This window comes from Pseudomonas sp. (genome assembly GCF_041601375.1).
Taxonomy (GTDB): Bacteria; Pseudomonadota; Gammaproteobacteria; order Pseudomonadales; family Pseudomonadaceae; genus Aquipseudomonas.
Window position 1 is genome coordinate 1 of sequence record NZ_JBFIIG010000088.1, and the last position, 16,968, is coordinate 16,968.

Genomic DNA, 16,968 nt, shown 5'->3' on the forward strand with positions numbered 1-16,968 from the left:
CCTTTTCATTTTGCCCGGGTGTTCCGCCGGGCCACCGGCTTGCCGCCGCATGCCTGGTTGATGCAGCGCCGCCTGGAGCGGGCGCGTGGCCTGCTGAAAACCGGCTGCGCGCCGCTGAGCGTGGCCATGCAACTGGGCTTCGCCGACCAGAGCCACCTGAGCCGGCAATTCAAGCAGACCTATGGCGTCGGCCCGGGCGCCTACCGCAAGGCCTGCTGCGACCTCCCCGCGTAGGGTGCGCTCTGCGCACCGTTGACGGGTATTTGGTGCGCGCGGCCTAGGCGGCCCCGCACAGCCTGCGGGTCGAGGTCATCCTGGCAATGATTTCTCGGTGGTTTTCTAGCGGCCTGTCCGAGAATGGCAATTGGCTGCAAGTCGTAGGTTGGCGCTGAGAAACGAAGCCCAACAGAATAAGGGTGTTGGGCTTCGCGGAACTCAGCCTGCGCCGCCCGGCCGCTCAGGCCCCATGCAGGCGGCCCGCCACTGTTTGACTGCGCAAGATCGTTCAAGACCGTCCTCGAGCTGCGGGGTAATCTGGGCAGCCCAAGGAGGATCTATGCCCCGTCAACACGAGTTCGCCCAGGGCGCCCGCGACATGCTGCCGATGCTGCTCGGCGCCATACCCTTCGGCATCATCTTCGGCAGCCTGGCCGGCGCCGCCGGCCTGAGTACCTGGCAGACCCTCGGCATGTCGCTGCTGGTGTTCGCCGGTTCGGCGCAGTTCATCGCCATCAGTTTGCTCGGCGCCGGTACCGGCCTGGCCGTGCTGCTGCTCACCACCCTGGTGGTCAACCTGCGCCACGCCCTGTACAGCGCCAGCCTGCAACCCTTCGTGCGCCATCTGCCCAAGCGCTGGCGCATGCCGTTGGCCTTCTGGCTGACCGACGAGGCCTACGCGGTGGTGCTCAATCGTTACAGCGACGCGGACGGTTCGCCGCACAAGCACTGGTATTTCCTCGGCGCGGCGCTGGCCATGTACCTGAACTGGCAGCTGTGCACCCTGGTCGGCGTGCTGTTCGGCCAGCGCGTGCCGAACCTCGCGGCCTGGGGGCTGGACTTCGCCATGCTGGCGACCTTTATCGGCATCGTCGTGCCCATGTTGCGCACTCGTCCGCAGGTGGCGGCGGCGCTGGTGGCCGGTGCGCTGGCGCTGGCCTGCCATGCCTGGCCGTACAAACTGGGTCTGCTGGCCGCGGCGTTCGGCGGCATCGTCGTCGGCGTGCTGCTGGAGCGGCATAACGAAGCGGACGTGGGCGTGGACGTGGAGGAACTGGCCTGATGGACAACTGGCTGTTGATCCTCGGCATGCTGGCGATCACCTTTTCGATCCGCTACAGCCTGTTCGCCTTTCCCGACCTGCGGTTCCCGCCGCTGGTGCGCCAGGGCCTGCATTTCGTGCCGACCGCGGTGCTCACCGCCATCGTGCTGCCGGGCATGCTGCTGCCGGACGGCCAGCACTGGGGGCTGCGCCTGGACAATGCCTACCTGTGGGCGGGGCTGGTGACTATCGCCATCGCCGCCGTCAGCCGGCACCTGCTGGCGACCATCGGCGGCGGTCTGCTGGTGTTTTTCCTGCTGCGCTGGGCCTTGGGTCAGTTGCCGCTCTGAGAGGCTGTGAAAGAACTCCCACCTACTGCGGCCGCCCCCAGACGGCCGCTGCTGTGTTGGGCTCTGTTTTTTCACAACCTCTGAGGCTGGCGCTGCGCGCCGCCTTGAGCCGGAGGGAGGAGGGCGTCACGCCCGACTTTCTCGCGAACAAACCGGCAAAAAACGTCTTTCCTTGTGGCTTTGCCGGGACTTGTTGCAGTCCAATGCTGGACGGGCGTCGTGGCGCTCGCGGTTTTCCCGGCCCTGCACGGCCCTCATGCCAGGTACATGGACGATGACCCCACACTCGCAATTCAGCCTGCTCGGCACAAGGCGCTTCCTGCCGTTCTTCCTCACGCAGCTGCTCGGCGCCTTCAACGACAACATCTTCAAGCAGTCGCTGATCCTCGCCATCCTCTACAAACTCAGCTCCGGGGCGGACGGCAGCCTGCTGGTCAATCTCTGCGCGCTGCTGTTCATCCTGCCGTTCTTCCTGTTTTCCGCGCTCGGCGGGCAGTTCGGCGAGAAGTTCGCCAAGGACCGCCTTATCCGCACGATCAAGTTCGCCGAGATCCTGATCATGCTCGCCGGCGCCGCCGGGGTGCTGCTGAATAATCTGCCGCTGATGCTCGCCGTGCTGTTCTGCATGGGCACCCAGTCGGCGCTGTTCGGTCCGGTCAAGTATTCGATCCTGCCGCAGCACCTGCGCGAGGATGAATTGGTCGGCGGCAACGCCCTGGTGGAGATGGGCACCTTCCTGGCGATTCTCGCCGGCACCATCGGCGCCGGCATCATGATGGCCAGCAGCGGCTACGCCAGCCTGGTCGCCGGCACCGTGGTGACGGTGGCGGTGCTCGGCTATCTGGCCAGCCGCGGCATTCCCCGCGCCCACGCGGCGTTGCCGGAGCTGGTGCTGGACTGGAACATCCTGCGCCAGTCCTGGCGCATCATGCGCCTGGGCCTGGTCGAGCAGCGGCCCGCGGTCTCGCGCTCGCTGGTCGGCAACTCCTGGTTCTGGTTCCTCGGTGCGGTCTACCTGACGCAGATCCCGGCCTATGCCAAGCAGTGGCTGTACGGCGACGAGAGCGTGGTGACCCTGATCCTCACGGTGTTCTCGGTGGGCATCGCACTGGGTTCGATGCTGTGCGAACGGATGAGCGGGCACAAGGTGGAGATCGGCCTGGTGCCCTTCGGCTCGATCGGCCTGACCCTGTTCGGCGTGCTGCTTTGGTGGCACTCGGGCGGTTTCCCGCAGGGCGCGCAGGCCCACGACTGGCTGGCGGTGCTCGGCCATGGCCAGGCCTGGTGGATCCTGTCCTCGATTCTCGGCATCGGCCTGTTCGGCGGCTTCTACATAGTGCCGCTGTATGCCCTGATCCAGTCGCGCACCGCCGAGCACGAGCGGGCGCGGGTGATCGCCGCCAACAACATCCTCAACGCGCTGTTCATGGTGCTCTCGGCGATCGCCTCGATCCTCTTCCTGAGCGTCGCCGAACTGTCGATTCCGCAGCTGTTTCTGGTCATCTCGCTGATGAACGTCGCGGTCAACAGCTACATCTTCAAGCTGGTGCCCGAGTTCAGCATGCGCTTCCTGATCTGGCTGCTCGGCCACTCGCTGTACCGGGTCGAGCACCAGGGGCTCGACGCCATCCCCGAGGAAGGCCCGGCGGTGCTGGTGTGCAACCACGTGTCCTTCGTCGATGCCCTGCTGGTCGGCGGCGCGGTGCGCCGGCCGGTGCGCTTCGTCATGTACTACAAGATCTACAACCTGCCGGTACTCAACTTCATCTTCCGCACCGCCGGCACCGTGCCGATCGCCGGGCGCAACGAGGACCTGCTGATCTACGACGCGGCGTTCAAGAAAATCGCCGAATACCTGCGGGCCGGCGAACTGGTGTGCATCTTCCCCGAGGGCAAGTTGACCGGCGATGGCGAGATCAACGAGTTCAAGAGCGGTATCGAACGCATCCTCGCGGAAAACCCGGTGCCGGTGATTCCCATGGCGCTGCAAGGCCTGTGGGGCAGCTTCTTCAGTCGCGATCCGCGCAAGCGTCTGTTCCGCCGTCTGTGGTCGCGGATCAAGCTGGTGGCCGGCGCGCCGCTCGGCGCCGAGCAGGCCGACCGGCAGCTGTTGCAGGCGCAGGTGACGGCGCTGCGCGGCGAGGTGCGCTGAGCGCGCGACTGCGGCAGGCGGCGAACCTCAATGGGCTGCGCCGCCGCTAAAACCAGGGTCATGCCTTTGGCGCGATGGTGTTCGGGCAGCTTGATCAGGATCAGGGTGAACACCAGGGGGATCAGTGCGCCGCGGGTAAAACCCTGCAGGGCGTGGAGCACGGTCATGCTCTCCAGGCTCCAGGCCATCGAGCAGGGCGCTCATCATCGCTATCCAGTCGCGCCGGCCGGGTTCGCCGCTGGGGTGAATCAGCGCATCAGCCGCCATGCTGTTGGTCGGTCTGGATGTCCGCCTTGGCCTCTACCGACATGCCCGGACGAATCAGGCCCTTGAGCGGATTGCCCACGGCGAAGGTCAGTTTGATAGGGGAGCGCTGTACCACCTTGGCGAAACAGTGTTCCTTTTAAGTCTGCAGCGGCTAATATTCATAAGCTTTGTTGCTTATGAGGAACAATAATGGGTCTTGATGATGCCCTGATCTTCACCCGTGTGGTCGAGTGCCACAGCTTCACCCTGGCTGCCCAGGGGCTGGGCATGCAGAAGTCCACGGTCAGTCGGCGGATTGCCTTGCTCGAGGAGCGCCTCGGCGTGCGTCTGCTCAATCGCACCACGCGCAAGTTGCGCCTGACCGAAGTCGGTCAGGCCTACTACGAGCGCTGTCGGCAGATCATGCTGGATTTCGCCGAGGCCGAGCAGGCGGTGATGCAGTTGCAGTCGGAGCCGTCCGGTTTGCTGCGCATCAGCGCACCGATCGAGTTCGGCCAGCTGTTCCTCGGCCGGGTATTGGGGGAGTTCATGCGCCAGTACCCGCAGATCACCGCGGAGGTCGAATTGACCTCGCGCAACGTCGATCCGGTCGAGGAGGGCGTGGACATCGTCATCCTGGTCGGCCAACCGCAGGATTCCACGCTGATCGCGCGCAAGCTGTTCGAGACCGAGCGGCGGCTGTGCGCCAGCCCGGATTACCTGGTCCGGCATGGCACCCCACGGACGGTCGCCGAGTTGGCGTCGCACCGGGCGATCCTGCTGCCCCACGACTCGTCGCGCTATTGGCCGCTGCTCGACGAGAGCATCGCCTGCCAGCGGGTGCTGGCGTGCAACAACATCACCTTCGCCCGCGAAGCGGCGCTGGCCGGCGCCGGGATTGCCGGGCTGCCGAGCATGATCTGCGAGCACGCGATCCAGGGCGGGCGGCTGATCGAGCTGTTGCCCGGTGCGCGCCTGCCGGTCGGCGAGTTGTACGCGGTCTACCCCTCCCGGCGGTTCCAGGCGATGAAGGTAAAAACCTTCCTCGATTTCCTGATGGCCTGCCTGCCGGTCGAACAAGGGCGCCTGCTGGAGCCTACGGCGGCAGGCCTGTTAACATCGCCGCCTTAATCGGCTTTCGTTCCAATTCTTCGAGACCTTCCATGACCACCGTCCGTACCCGTATCGCGCCGTCGCCCACCGGCGATCCGCACGTAGGCACCGCCTATATCGCCTTGTTCAACCTGTGTTTTGCCCGTCAGCACGGTGGTGAATTCATTCTGCGCATCGAAGATACCGATCAGCTGCGTTCGACCCGCGAGTCGGAACAGCAGATCTACGATGCGCTGCGCTGGCTCGGCATCGAGTGGAGCGAAGGCCCGGACGTCGGCGGCCCCCATGGCCCCTATCGGCAGAGCGAGCGCGGGCATATCTACCAGAAATACAGCGCCGAACTGGTGGAGAAGGGCCATGCCTTCCACTGCTTCTGCAGCGCCGAGCGTCTGGATCAGGTCCGCGCCGAACAGATGGAGGCCAAGCAGACGCCGCGTTACGACGGCCATTGCATGCACCTGGCGAGTGACGAAGTGCAGCGGCGCCTGGCCGCCGGCGAGCCCAACGTGGTGCGCATGAAGGTGCCGAGCGAGGGCGTCTGCGTGGTGCCGGACATGCTCCGCGGCGAGGTCGAAATTCCCTGGGACCGCATGGACATGCAGGTGCTGATGAAGACCGATGGCCTGCCGACCTACTTCCTGGCCAACGTGGTCGACGATCACCTGATGGGCATCACCCACGTGCTGCGCGGCGAAGAGTGGCTGCCCTCGGCGCCCAAGCTGATCCTGCTCTACGACTACTTCGGCTGGGACAAGCCGCAGCTGTGCTACATGCCGCTGCTGCGCAACCCAGACAAGAGCAAGCTGTCCAAGCGCAAGAATCCGACCTCGATCACCTTCTACGAGCGTATGGGCTTCCTGCCCCAGGCCATGCTCAACTACCTCGGGCGCATGGGCTGGTCGATGCCGGACGAGCGCGAGAAGTTCAGCCTCGACGAGATGATCGAGCATTTCGATATCCAGCGCGTCTCGCTGGGCGGGCCGATCTTCGACCTGGAGAAGCTGTCCTGGCTCAACGGCCAATGGATGCGCGAACTGAGCGTCGAGGACTTCGCCGCCGCTGTGCAGAAATGGGCCTTCAACTCCGATTACCTGATGCAGATCGCGCCGCACGTGCAGGGCCGGGTGGAAACCTTCAGCGAGATCGCGCCGCTGGCCAGCTTCTTCTTCGCCGGAGGGGTCAACCCCGACCCTAAGCTGTTCGAGCACAAGAAGCTCACGCCGGATCAGGTGCGCCAGCTCATGCAGCTGATCCTGTGGAAGTTGGAGGCCTTGCGTCAGTGGGAGAAGGGCAGGATCACCGGTTGCATCCAGGCGGTGGTCGAGCACCTGCAGTTGAAGCTGCGCGACGCCATGCCGCTGATGTTCGCGGCGGTGACCGGGCAGGCCAGCTCGGTGTCGGTGCTCGACGCCATGCAGATACTCGGGCCGGACCTCACCCGTTTCCGCCTGCGCCAGGCCCTCGAGCTGCTCGGTGGCGTGACGAAAAAGGAAAACAAGGAGTGGGAAAAGCTACTGGCGTCTATCGCCTGATTGCCTGTTATGCCGCCTGAGCGCCCATGTGGCTGATCGGGATAGGGTAAGTGGTTGTTCTGTCAGCATAAAAAAAGCAGCTATAGGTGAAAATTTTGTTGACAGTAGCGGGGCACGCTCTTAACATGCGCCCCGTCCTTGAGATGGGGCTATAGCTCAGCTGGGAGAGCGCTTGCATGGCATGCAAGAGGTCGACGGTTCGATCCCGTCTAGCTCCACCAATCTCAAAGCCGAAAGGCTTGCCACAGTCAGCTTTCGAGTTGGCTGAGTTTTGAAGGGTATTTGCGTCCCCTTCGTCTAGTGGCCTAGGACACCGCCCTTTCACGGCGGTAACAGGGGTTCGAGTCCCCTAGGGGACGCCACTATTTAAAAAGCAGCTCCGTCGGGTGCTGTGAGCCGCGAGGCGATAAATCTGGGGGTATAGCTCAGCTGGGAGAGCGCTTGCATGGCATGCAAGAGGTCAACGGTTCGATCCCGTTTATCTCCACCAATTTCCACGATAAGGCCAGCGTAAAGCTGGCCTTGTTCTTCGAAGGTTACGTCCCCTTCGTCTAGTGGCCTAGGACACCGCCCTTTCACGGCGGTAACAGGGGTTCGAGTCCCCTAGGGGACGCCATTTTTGCCCGCTCTGCGGGACTTTTAAGGGCCATTCTTTGCGGAATGGCCCTTTTGTTTTTTCTGCTTCGCTTTCCTTCCCGATCAATCGGCCCGACCAGCGGTAAGGGATTCTGCTTGCTTAAATTTATTACGAGCATAATATTTCAATCGTAATATTTTGGAGGTGAGCATGAGCGACAAGAAAGCCCAAACCCGTGAACGCATTCTTTCTGCGGCAGGTGCCGCGCTGGTGCAGCGCGGTCCCGCCGAGCCGAGTGTCGGTGAGGTGATGGGTGCCGCCGGGCTTACCGTGGGCGGCTTCTATGCGCACTTCGAGAGCAAGGATGCGCTGATGCTGGAGGCGTTCAGGCAGTTGCTCGGCCAGCGCCGCGAATTGATCAAGCAAATGGACAGCGACCTGCCGGCCGACGAGCGCCGGACGCTGCTGGCGGCGTTCTACCTGTCGCGCAAGCACCGCGATGCGACCGAGCAGGCCTGCCCGCTGCCGAGCTCACTGGGCGAGCTGACGCGCCTGCCCGAGGGCTTTCGCACGGCCTTGGCCGAGCATCTGGAATTGATGGTGGCGCAGTTGTCGGCAAGCCCCGAGGACGCTTCGCGGGTGCTCGCCGATATCGCCTTGATGGTGGGGGGGTTGGCGCTGGCGCGGGCGCTGGGCCCCGGCGAGTTGTCCGACCGCGTTCTGCGTGCCGCCAAGTCGGCAGTCGTTTGAGGAGAGAGGCAATGAACAACATGAACTGGGTGCGGGGATTCAATGCCACCGTTGGCTGGGTGGCTCCTTATGCGCTGGCGAGCAAGATGCGGCGTCAGTTCATGACGCCGCGCGGCTTGCCGCCACGCGATTGGGAGCTGCCGCTACTGACTCGGGCCGAGCGCATCACCCTGCGGTTTGGGCTGTCGGCATTGCGTTGGGGCAGTGGTCCGACGGTCTTGTTGATGCATGGCTGGGAAGGCCGGCCGACGCAGTTCGCCGAGCTGATCAAGGCCCTGGTGCAGGCCGGCTACGGTGTGGTTGCCCTGGATGCCCCCGCGCATGGACGCTCGCCGGGGCAGGAGGCGAATGTGGTGGTGTTCGCCCGCGCCCTGCTCGAGGCCGCCGGTGAATTGCCGCCACTGCAGGCGGTGATCGGCCATTCGATGGGCGGCGCCAGCGCCTTGCTGGCGACGCAGATGGGCTTGCGTGCCGGCGCTGTGGTCAGCATCGCGGCGCCGAGCCGGATTCTCACCATGCTGCGGCTCTTCGCCCGCTATATGGGCTTGCCTGCCCGGGCAGGGGCGCATTTCGTCCGCCTGGTCGAGGAAAAGGCCGGCATGCCGGCCGGGCATCTCGATGTGACGCGTTACCAGCTGGATTTCCCGGGGTTGATCGTGCATGCCGCCGATGACCCGGTTGTGCCCTATAGCGAGGCGCAGGCGATCCATGAGGCCTGGTTCGACAGCCGCTTGCTGCGTCTCGAGCAGGGCGGGCACCAGCGGCTCTTGTCTGACCCGCAACTGGTGCGGGCGGTCATGCAGCTATTGGCGGCGCAGCGTCAGGCCTCGTCAAGCGAGCTGGCCTCATAGCTTTCCACTCGATTGCGGCCGGCCGCCTTGGCGCGATAGAGGGCCTGGTCGGCTTGCTGCAGCAGCTGTTCGCTGTCCGCACTGTCGGGCAGCCCGGCGCACACCCCGATGCTGATGGTCAGGTCGATGGTCTGGCCTTGATAGGTGCAGGGGTGGCGGGCCAGATCGGCACGCAGTTGTTCCGCCAGGTCATGGGCGCCGGCCAGATCGGTATCGTTGAGTACGGCGACGAACTCTTCGCCGCCGAAGCGGGCGAGCAGGTCGCCGGCGCGCAAGCGTTGCTGCAGGCGTTGGGCGGCGTGGTGCAGGCAGGCATCGCCGGCCAGATGGCCATAGTGGTCGTTGACCTGCTTGAAGTGGTCGAGGTCCATCATCAGGATGGCCATGGGGCGCTGGCTGCGCACGGCCTGGGCCAGGCTGCGATGCAGTTCTTCGTTGAGGGTCTGGCGGTTGAACTGGCCGGTCAGGCTGTCCCGGCGATTCAGCTCGGAGAGTTGCTGGTGGGCAACGGAAAGCGCCTTCAGGGCTTGTTCCAGTTCCGCTGTGCGTTCCTTGACGCGGGTCTCCAGGCCCTCGTTGAGCTGTCGCTGCAGGCTCAGGCCCTTGGCCTGCTCCAGGCTCAGTTGTTGCTCCTGGGCGAGCAGTTGCGTCTGGGCCCGGCGCTGGGCGTGCTGCGCGCGGCGGATGCGCACGGCCAGGGCGATGGAGAAAACCACCAGCTCGATCAGTCCGCCGATCTGTTGCGCGTGCAGGGTCAGCAACGAGTTGGCGATCAAGCCAGTGCCGCTGAGGATGCTGAACAGACTGGCGGTGATCAGGACGAACCAGCCGATGGCAAACAGGCGGGCGGGTTTATAGCCTTCGCGCCAGCGCAACAGGGTGAACAGGCAGGCGAGTGCGGCGCAGACGATGACCAGGGCGAAACCGCCGAACAGTGCGACCCGATAGGGCGCGAACAAGGACAGGCCGATGACCAGCCAGGTGCAGCCCAGCAGCACGTGCACGATCTGCGTGTAGCGCGGCGATGCATGCCTGAGGTCGAGCACGCCATAGGCGAACAGGATGCCGAACAGGGTGGCCACTGCCGAGCTGAGCGGGAAACTCAGCTGGTGCCAGTCCAGCGATTGCGGCCAGAGCCATTGCAGGGCGAAGCCGAGCTGGATGAACTGGTAGCCGCCGAAGCTGGCGACGAACAGGCTGTACCAGAGGTAGTCGCGGTCGCGGGTGATGACGAAGATCGACAGGTTGTAGACGAACAGCGCCGCCAGCGCGCCGAAGAACAGGCCCTGCAGGAGCAGCATGCGTTGTTCATGGTGCTCGAAGGCTGCGCGGGTCATCAGGCTGGCGCTGAGGTTGGCCGAACCTTGGGTCTGCATGCGCAGGATCAGTTCGCGGCTTTCTCCGGCGGCCAGGTGTAGCGGTAGCAGCAGTTGCCGGTGCTCGATCCAGCGCGCGGCGAACGGGCGCTGGTCGCCAGCGCGGTAGACCCGCTCGCCATCCAGGCCATAGGCGTCGAGGTAGTCCAGCAGCGGGTTACCGATCAGCAGAACCCAGTCCATGCTGCGTGATTCGGGGTTATGCAGGTGCAGGCGCAGCCAGTAGGCGCTGCCGCTGTAGCCGAAGCTGGCATCGCGGCGGCCAACCGGCTGCCAGGCCGAGTCGGGCAGGCGGCGGACATCGTCCAGCTCGGCCTGCTGCTGCGGGTCCTGCCAGACCTGCATGAACGGGCTGGGCAGTACGCTTTGTTGCGTCGCGGGCAGAGACAGGACAGTCGCCTGGCTCAGGGGCGGCAGGAGCAACAACAGCAACAGGCGTAAGGCTGCAATCACGTGCAAGATTCTCGGGCGAGTGTCGGTCGAAATGAAGCCGCGCAGGCTGATGTCATATGGCCTGCCGGGCGATAGCCTAGTGGCTTCGGCCGATTAACCAAAATACTTTAGGCATTTAGAGCGCTGCAGGCTGCGGATTGGCACAGGCCCGCGGGGGAACTGGCGTGTTCGGCATGGAGTTGCCGCGTCTTTAGCGCCTAGAATGGGCGCTGGCCAACCAGGCAACCCATCATTTCAAGATTCAGGAGCAAGCCCATGAGCCCGATGGTGAAGATCGATCAAGCGCCGATGCGCCACCTTGTGCCTGTGCGGGGCTGGCGGCGGTTTTTGACTACGCTTGCGGGCGCGTTGAGCAACAATCCGGAGCCGTCGCGATGAGTTGGGACCTGGCGAATCCATTTGTGATCGATATCAGCGTGGTTGCCGACGACATCGACGGCCTCGGTCATGCCAATAACGCGGTTTATGTCAGTTGGCTGGAGCGCTGCGCCTGGCGCCACTCGCAATACCTGGGCCTCGATCTGGCCGAATACCGTCGGCTCGACCGGGCCATGGCGGTGTTACGCCATGAGATCGACTACCTGGCCAGTGCTTATGAAGACCAGGAGCTGCAGATGGCCACCTGGATCGTCGAGTCGGATCAGCGCCTGAAGATGGATCGGCGCTTTCAGCTGATCCGTCCGGCGGATGGCATGACGCTGCTGCGGGCCAAGACCACCTTCGTCTGTATCGAGTTGTCCAGCGGTAAGCCCAAGCGCATGCCGGCCGAATTCGTCGAAGGCTACGGCCGTGCTCTGCAGTTGCCCTTTCCCCTGGAACTCTGACTGAGAGGCTGTGAAAAACTCTCGCCTACTGCGGCAGTCTGCAAGCGACCTACGCTTCGGCCAATGACCTCAAGCAATCGCGATCCGTAGGGTCGCTCGCCGAAGGCAGTGCACCATTGGTTGCTCGGCGCGACACAAAAGCTGGCGGGTTGTCGCTGCGCTCCGAAGCCGCCCTACGGTCTCAAGCAATCCGCCGATCTGGGGTAGTCCGCGATCCGTAGGGTCCCGGCGAGAGGCTGGGTTCCATCTTGCCGGTCTGCGAGTGGCCTGACGGGCATTTCATCCAGGGCAGTTCGGCGCGTACACTACACGGCGTTTTTTCGAGACTATTGCTATGCAGATCGCCCTTGCGCCGATGGAGGGATTGGTCGATGAGATCCTCCGCGATGTGTTGACCCGGGTTGGCGGCATCGACTGGTGCGTGACCGAATTTATCCGGGTCACCGAGCGGGTGCTGCCCGTCTCGACCTACCAGAAGCTGGCGCCGGAACTGTTCAGTGCTGCGCAAACGGCGGCCGGCACGCCATTGCGCGTGCAGTTTCTCGGGTCCGATCCGCAGTGCCTGGCGGATAACGCCGCCTTCGCCTGTGGCCTCGGCGCGCCGGTGATCGATCTCAACTTCGGCTGCCCGGCGAAAACCGTGAACAAGTCCCGTGGCGGCGCGGTGCTGTTGAAGGAGCCGGAACTGCTCCATGCCATCGTTCGCGAGGTGCGCCGCACTGTGCCGGCCGGGATTCCGGTAACGGCCAAGATGCGCCTGGGGTTCGAACATAAGGACTATGCCCTGGACTGTGCCCGGGCCCTGGCCGAAGGCGGTGCCGCACAGCTGGTGGTGCACGCGCGGACCAAGGTCGAGGGCTACAAGCCGCCGGCGCATTGGGAGTGGGTAGCGCGGGTGCAGGAGGCGGTCAAGGTGCCGGTGTTCGCCAATGGCGAGGTGTGGACACTGGACGATTGGCGGCGTTGCCGCGAAATCAGCGGCGTCGAAGACATCATGCTCGGCCGCGGCCTGGTGGCGCGGCCGGACCTGGCCCGCCAGATCGCCGGGGCGCGGGCCGGGCAGGCCGTGGTCGCAATGGACTGGGCCGCGTTGCAGCCCCTGCTCGCCGCTTTCTGGCAGCAGGCGCGGCGCAAGATGTCCCCGCGCTATGCCCCGGGACGCTTGAAGCAATGGCTGGCGATGCTTACCCGCAGCTACCCCGAGGCCTTCGCGTTGTTCAACCTGCTGCGCCGGGAGAACGATTGCGGCCGAATCGATGCCTTGCTCGGCATAGATGCGGCCGGTGACCATCAGCCAGCAGCCGGCTTTCGTCGGATGGGTTAGCGCCGAGACGATGTGTGGCTAGACGACATTTCAGGCGCGGCGTAACCCATCGTTGCGGTGTGCCTGCTGATACCGTGTCGGGTTGCGCGGCATCTTCTTCCGACTCCACGCGCTGCCCCGGATTGCGCCAGGGTCTGCTCTATGAATTTAGGCGGGCTACGGCAGTGCGCATGGCACCCTCAGCGTCCACCGCTGACATCCAGCAGTGCGCCGCTGGTGTAGGACGCCTGTTCGCTGGCCAGCCAGAGAATCGCTTCAGCCACTTCCTCGGCCAGGCCGCCACGGCCCATGGGTACGCTCTGGCTGACCCGGGCGACCCGTGCCGGTTCGCCGCCGCTGGCGTGGATCTCGGTGTCGATCACCCCGGGGCGCACGGCGTTGACGCGAATGCCTTCGCCGGCGACTTCCTTGGCCAGGCCCAGGGTCAGGCTGTCGATGGCGCCCTTGGCGGCGGCATAGTCGATGTATTCGCCGGGCGCGCCGAGGCGGGCGGCCACCGACGACAGGTTGACGATGGCGCCACCGTTGCCGCCAAGGCGGGTCGACATGCGTTTCACCGCCTCGCGGGCGCAGAGAAAGCTGCCGAATACGTTGACGGCGAAGACGCGCTGCCAGCGGCCGAGGTCCATCTGTTCCAGGCGCATCTGCTGCTCCAGAATACCGGCGTTATTGACCAGCACATCGAGGCGGCCGAAGTGCCGGTCGAGGCTGGCGAACAGTCGCAGCACCTGGGTTTCATCGGCGACGTCGGCCTGCACGGCGATGGCCTGTCCGCCGGCGGCGACGATCTGTCTGGCCAGGGTTTCGGCGGCCTCGGCGTGCCGGCAGTAATTGAGGCACAGGGCATAGCCCCGGGCCGCTGCCAGTCTGGCGGTGGCCGCGCCGATGCCGCGGCTGGCACCGGTGATCAGCATGACCTTATCCATGGACGGACTCCTTCTCTGTCGCCCTCGGTTGTTGGTGTCATGCCCTGCGCGGGCGCTGTGGGGTGTGCATCAGCAGGGCGCGGAACTCGCCTAGTGGCAGCGGCTTGCTGAACAGGTAGCCCTGGTACAGGTGGCAGCCTTGCTGCTCGAGAAAATCCAGCTGCTCCTGCTGTTCGACCCCTTCGGCGATGATTTCCAGGCCGAGACTGCGCGCCATGGCGACAATGGCACGGATGATTTCCGCATCGTTGGCATCATGGGGGGCGTCGCGGACGAAGGACTGGTCGATCTTCAGCAGGTCCACCGGTAGGCGCTTGAGATAGGTCAGCGAGGAATAGCCGGTGCCGAAATCGTCCATGGCGAAGCTGACACCGAGCTTCTTCAGGCGATTCATCTTGGCGATGGTGTCCTCGATGTTCTGGATGACGATGCCTTCGGTGATTTCCAGCTTGAGCATGGGTTTGGGCAAGGTGCTGCTGCGCAGGCTGCTTTCCACCCGCTCGACGAAGTCGTGGTGGCGGAACTGGCGCGGGCTGATGTTGACGCACAGGCTGAAGTTCTGCGCATCGATCAGCCCTTCTTCGAGCAGTTGCGCGCAGGCATGGCAGGCTTCGGCGAGCACCCAGCCGCCGACTTCGAGGATCAAACCGCTCTCTTCCAGAACGTGGATGAACAGTGCCGGCGACTGCGCACCCAGGGTTGGGTGGAGCCAGCGCAGGAGTACCTCGGCGCCGATGATCTGACCGGAGCGGGCATCCGCCTGGGCCTGGAAGTACAGCTCGAACTCGCCGCGCGCCAGGGCCAGGCGCAGGTCGTTTTCCAGGCGCAAGCGCTCGCTGGCGGCTTCCTGCATGGTCCGGCGGAACAGCTGGACGGTATTGCGCCCGGAGTCCTTGGCGCGATAGAGGGCGATGTCGGCGCGTTTCAGCAGGTCGGCCGGGGTGGCACCGTGGTCGGGGATCAGGGCGATGCCGATGCTCGGTGTGACCTGCAGGCGATGGCCGTCGATGAGCATGGGTTCGGCCAGCAACATGCGCAGTTTTTCGGCAACCATGCGGGCCTGGCGGGTGACTTCCGAGCGTTTTCCTTCCAGGCCGGAGAGCAGCACGACGAATTCGTCGCCACCGAGGCGGGCGACCGTGTCTTCCTGGCGTACGCTGGCTTCCAGGCGGGCGGTGACCAGTTTCAGCACGCTATCGCCGACCGGGTGGCCGAGCGAGTCGTTGATGTGCTTGAAGTGGTCGAGATCGAGAAACAGCAGCGCGCCGCGCAGGTCGTGGCGCTTGAGCAGGGCGATCTGCTGGGTCAGACGATCCATCAGCAGGGCGCGGTTGGGCAGGTTGGTCAGCGAGTCGTGGTAGGCCAGGTGCTGGATGCGCGCCTCGGCTGCTTTCAGTTCGCTGATATCGCGGGCGGTCAGCAGCAGGCAATCGAGGCCGTTGAGGTCGATCGGCTCGACCGAGACCTCCACCGATTTGACGCTGCCATCGCGGTGCTTGCCGAGCATCTCCTGATGCGTCACACGGCCGTCGCGCTGGAGCGTCTCGAGCATCGCCTGGCGCTGTCTGGGGTCGGCCCAGACGTTCATTTCCAGGGCGGTGCGGCCGATGACCTCCTCGGCGCGGTAGCCGGTGAGGCGGTAGAAGCCCTGGTTGACCTCGATGTAGCGGGCCGTATCGCGCTCGGTGATGGTGATGGCGTCGGGGCTGGAGTGAAAGGCCTTGGCGAATTTTTCCTGGCTGGCCTTGAGTGCCGCCTCGGCTTGCAGGCGTTCGCTGACATCGCTGAAGGTGGAGAGAATACACAGCTGGCGGTCGACCCGGATAAAACGGCTGGACACCACGCAGGTCAGTTCATGGCCCGCCTTGGTGCGGTAACGGGCCTGTTCGTTGTCCAGGCCCTGTTGCGCACTGAGCTTGTCATACAGGCGCCGGCGTTCGTCACGGTCGACCCAGAAACCGAGTTCCGGGCCGCTACGCCCGACGATCTCCTCTGGCGTCCAGCCGAAGGCCGCGCTGAAGCTGTCGTTGATCTCGATGAACACGCCATCGCGAATGCGCGACACGCAGATGGGGTCGGGGCTGGCCTGGAACAGGGTGACGAACTTCTCCTCCGAGGCGGCCAGGCGCTGTTCGCGCTGCACCCGTTCGCTGATGTCGATGAGGATGCCGGCCATGCGTAGCGGCTGGCCCTGTTCGTCGCGGTAGAGCTTGGCGGTACTCTCCAGGTAGTGCACCTTGTTGTCGCCGTAGATCGCCCGGTACGTGACTTGAAAGTCCTGCTCGGTGCCCTGCGTCAGGCCGTGGTAGGTCCGGCGCACGGTGCGTCGGTCGTCCAGCGGCACATGCCTGAAGAACTCGTCAAAATCGCCATGAAAGGGCTCCTGGGTCAGGCCGAGCAGGGTTGAGGCACGGGGCGAGGCGAACAGCATGTTGCTCGGGATGTGCCAGTCCCAGGTGCCCAGGTCGGCGGATTCCAGGGCCAGGTTCAGGCGTTCCTGGCTGTTTCTCAGGGCCTGCTCCTGGGCGCGCTGCCGGGTGATGTCGCGCACCGTCAGGACCAGGCAGGTACGCCCGTCCAGCTCGATTTCGCCGCCGAACAGCAGGTTGGTGCTGACGCTGCCGTCACGGCTGTGCAAACGCACTTCCAGCTCGTTCAGGCTGCCCTGGCTCAGCGCGTCGAGCATACGCTGGCGGTCCTGCGGGTCGGCCCAGATCCCCAATTCCAGCGAGGTCCGGCCCAGGGTTTCGGCGCTGCTCCAGCCAAACTGCCGCTCAAAAGACGGGTTGACCTCGACAAAGCTCCCGGTTTCCTTGTCGGTGATCACCACCGCGTCGGGGGTGTGCCTGAACGCCTGGGAGAATTTTCCCTCGCTGCTGCGCAGCGCAGCTTCGGCGCGCTTGCGCTCGCTGGTGTCGAGGAAGGTGCAGAGCAGGAAGGCTTGGTCGTCCAGCTCGAGGTATTGACTGGACATCACACCATCGAGAATGCGCCCGTCGCGGGCACGCATCTGCACTTCCTGGACGATCGGTTCGCGACTGTTCGGCGCGGCGTGGCGCAGGTGATCGCGCTGCTGGATATGTACCCAGAGGTTCAGGTCGAGGGTCGAGCGGCCGATGACCTCGTCGGCCGGCCAGCCGAAGGTGCTGGCGAAATTCTGGTTGGCCTCGGTGATCACGCTGTCGGCGAAACGTACCAGCAGGATCGCGTCCGGGCTGAGGTGGAACAGATTGGCG

13 protein-coding genes, 4 tRNA genes and 2 pseudogenes are annotated in these 16,968 nt (G+C 64.6%); 14 read left to right on the top strand and 5 right to left on the bottom strand.

Annotated elements, in window-relative coordinates; translation table 11 throughout:
- The 4 genes from ABZE94_RS12725 to ABZE94_RS12740 all read left to right on the top strand — a co-directional run.
- Positions 1 to 234 (top strand): helix-turn-helix transcriptional regulator (locus ABZE94_RS12725; protein WP_372875887.1); only part of this gene is annotated, 234 nt, incomplete at its 5' end.
- A gap of 322 nt (positions 235 to 556) precedes the next feature.
- Positions 557 to 1,279 (top strand): AzlC family ABC transporter permease, encoded by a 723-nt coding sequence (locus ABZE94_RS12730; RefSeq protein ID WP_372875888.1) that lies wholly within the window; start codon positions 557 to 559, stop codon positions 1,277 to 1,279.
- Positions 1,279 to 1,608, top strand: coding sequence for an AzlD domain-containing protein (locus tag ABZE94_RS12735; protein ID WP_372875889.1), 330 nt, complete (start codon positions 1,279 to 1,281; stop codon positions 1,606 to 1,608). Before ABZE94_RS12730 ends, ABZE94_RS12735 begins: the two co-directional genes overlap by 1 nt.
- A 274-nt stretch (positions 1,609 to 1,882) precedes the next feature.
- Positions 1,883 to 3,760, top strand: coding sequence for an MFS transporter (locus ABZE94_RS12740; RefSeq protein WP_372875890.1), 1,878 nt, complete (start codon positions 1,883 to 1,885; stop codon positions 3,758 to 3,760).
- A gap of 38 nt (positions 3,761 to 3,798) precedes the next feature.
- Here the strand turns inward: ABZE94_RS12740 and ABZE94_RS12745 are convergent.
- Positions 3,799 to 3,954, bottom strand: a pseudogene (locus ABZE94_RS12745) (EmrB/QacA family drug resistance transporter); the annotation flags it as partial.
- A 62-nt stretch (positions 3,955 to 4,016) separates the two neighbouring features.
- Positions 4,017 to 4,151, bottom strand: a pseudogene (locus tag ABZE94_RS12750) (HlyD family secretion protein); the annotation flags it as partial.
- 65 nt (positions 4,152 to 4,216) lie between these two features.
- On the opposite strand from ABZE94_RS12750, the gene ABZE94_RS12755 reads away from it, so the two are divergent.
- From ABZE94_RS12755 to ABZE94_RS12790, 8 genes are all read left to right on the top strand, one after another.
- The gene (locus ABZE94_RS12755; protein WP_372875891.1) at positions 4,217 to 5,137 is read left to right on the top strand and encodes a LysR family transcriptional regulator; all 921 of its coding nucleotides are present in this window, start codon (positions 4,217 to 4,219) and stop codon (positions 5,135 to 5,137) included.
- Between the two features lie 32 nt (positions 5,138 to 5,169).
- Positions 5,170 to 6,651: a glutamate--tRNA ligase gene (gene gltX, locus ABZE94_RS12760; protein ID WP_372875892.1), complete on the top strand. Its 1,482-nt coding sequence runs from the start codon at positions 5,170 to 5,172 to the stop codon at positions 6,649 to 6,651.
- A 145-nt stretch (positions 6,652 to 6,796) separates the two neighbouring features.
- A tRNA-Ala gene (locus ABZE94_RS12765) sits at positions 6,797 to 6,872 on the top strand.
- 65 nt (positions 6,873 to 6,937) lie between these two features.
- A tRNA-Glu gene (locus ABZE94_RS12770) sits at positions 6,938 to 7,013 on the top strand.
- A 52-nt stretch (positions 7,014 to 7,065) separates the two neighbouring features.
- Positions 7,066 to 7,141 (top strand) — tRNA-Ala (locus ABZE94_RS12775).
- 50 nt (positions 7,142 to 7,191) lie between these two features.
- Positions 7,192 to 7,267: transfer RNA gene (locus ABZE94_RS12780), tRNA-Glu, on the top strand.
- Between the two features lie 171 nt (positions 7,268 to 7,438).
- On the top strand, positions 7,439 to 7,978 hold the full coding sequence (locus ABZE94_RS12785; protein ID WP_372875893.1) for a TetR/AcrR family transcriptional regulator: 540 nt from the start codon (positions 7,439 to 7,441) through the stop codon (positions 7,976 to 7,978).
- 11 nt (positions 7,979 to 7,989) lie between these two features.
- Positions 7,990 to 8,829, top strand: coding sequence for an alpha/beta fold hydrolase (locus tag ABZE94_RS12790; RefSeq protein WP_372875894.1), 840 nt, complete (start codon positions 7,990 to 7,992; stop codon positions 8,827 to 8,829).
- On the opposite strand, the gene ABZE94_RS12795 is transcribed toward ABZE94_RS12790, so the two are convergent.
- Entirely contained in the window at positions 8,799 to 10,658 is a 1,860-nt protein-coding gene (locus tag ABZE94_RS12795; RefSeq protein WP_372875895.1) for a diguanylate cyclase, read from the bottom strand. The genes ABZE94_RS12790 and ABZE94_RS12795 overlap by 31 nt on opposite strands.
- A 374-nt stretch (positions 10,659 to 11,032) precedes the next feature.
- Here ABZE94_RS12795 and ABZE94_RS12800 point away from each other — a divergent pair, with 374 nt between their 5' ends.
- Both ABZE94_RS12800 and ABZE94_RS12805 read left to right on the top strand, forming a co-directional pair.
- Complete coding sequence (locus ABZE94_RS12800; RefSeq protein ID WP_372875896.1) at positions 11,033 to 11,482, top strand: acyl-CoA thioesterase; 450 nt, start codon at positions 11,033 to 11,035, stop codon at positions 11,480 to 11,482.
- 334 nt (positions 11,483 to 11,816) lie between these two features.
- Positions 11,817 to 12,806 (top strand): tRNA dihydrouridine synthase, encoded by a 990-nt coding sequence (locus ABZE94_RS12805; RefSeq protein ID WP_372875897.1) that lies wholly within the window; start codon positions 11,817 to 11,819, stop codon positions 12,804 to 12,806.
- A gap of 179 nt (positions 12,807 to 12,985) precedes the next feature.
- Here the strand turns inward: ABZE94_RS12805 and ABZE94_RS12810 are convergent, their stop codons facing one another.
- Both ABZE94_RS12810 and ABZE94_RS12815 read right to left on the bottom strand, forming a co-directional pair.
- Positions 12,986 to 13,732, bottom strand: coding sequence for an SDR family oxidoreductase (locus tag ABZE94_RS12810; RefSeq protein ID WP_372875898.1), 747 nt, complete (start codon positions 13,730 to 13,732; stop codon positions 12,986 to 12,988).
- Between the two features lie 37 nt (positions 13,733 to 13,769).
- Positions 13,770 to 16,968 (bottom strand): PAS domain S-box protein (locus ABZE94_RS12815; RefSeq protein WP_372875899.1); only part of this gene is annotated, 3,199 nt, incomplete at its 5' end.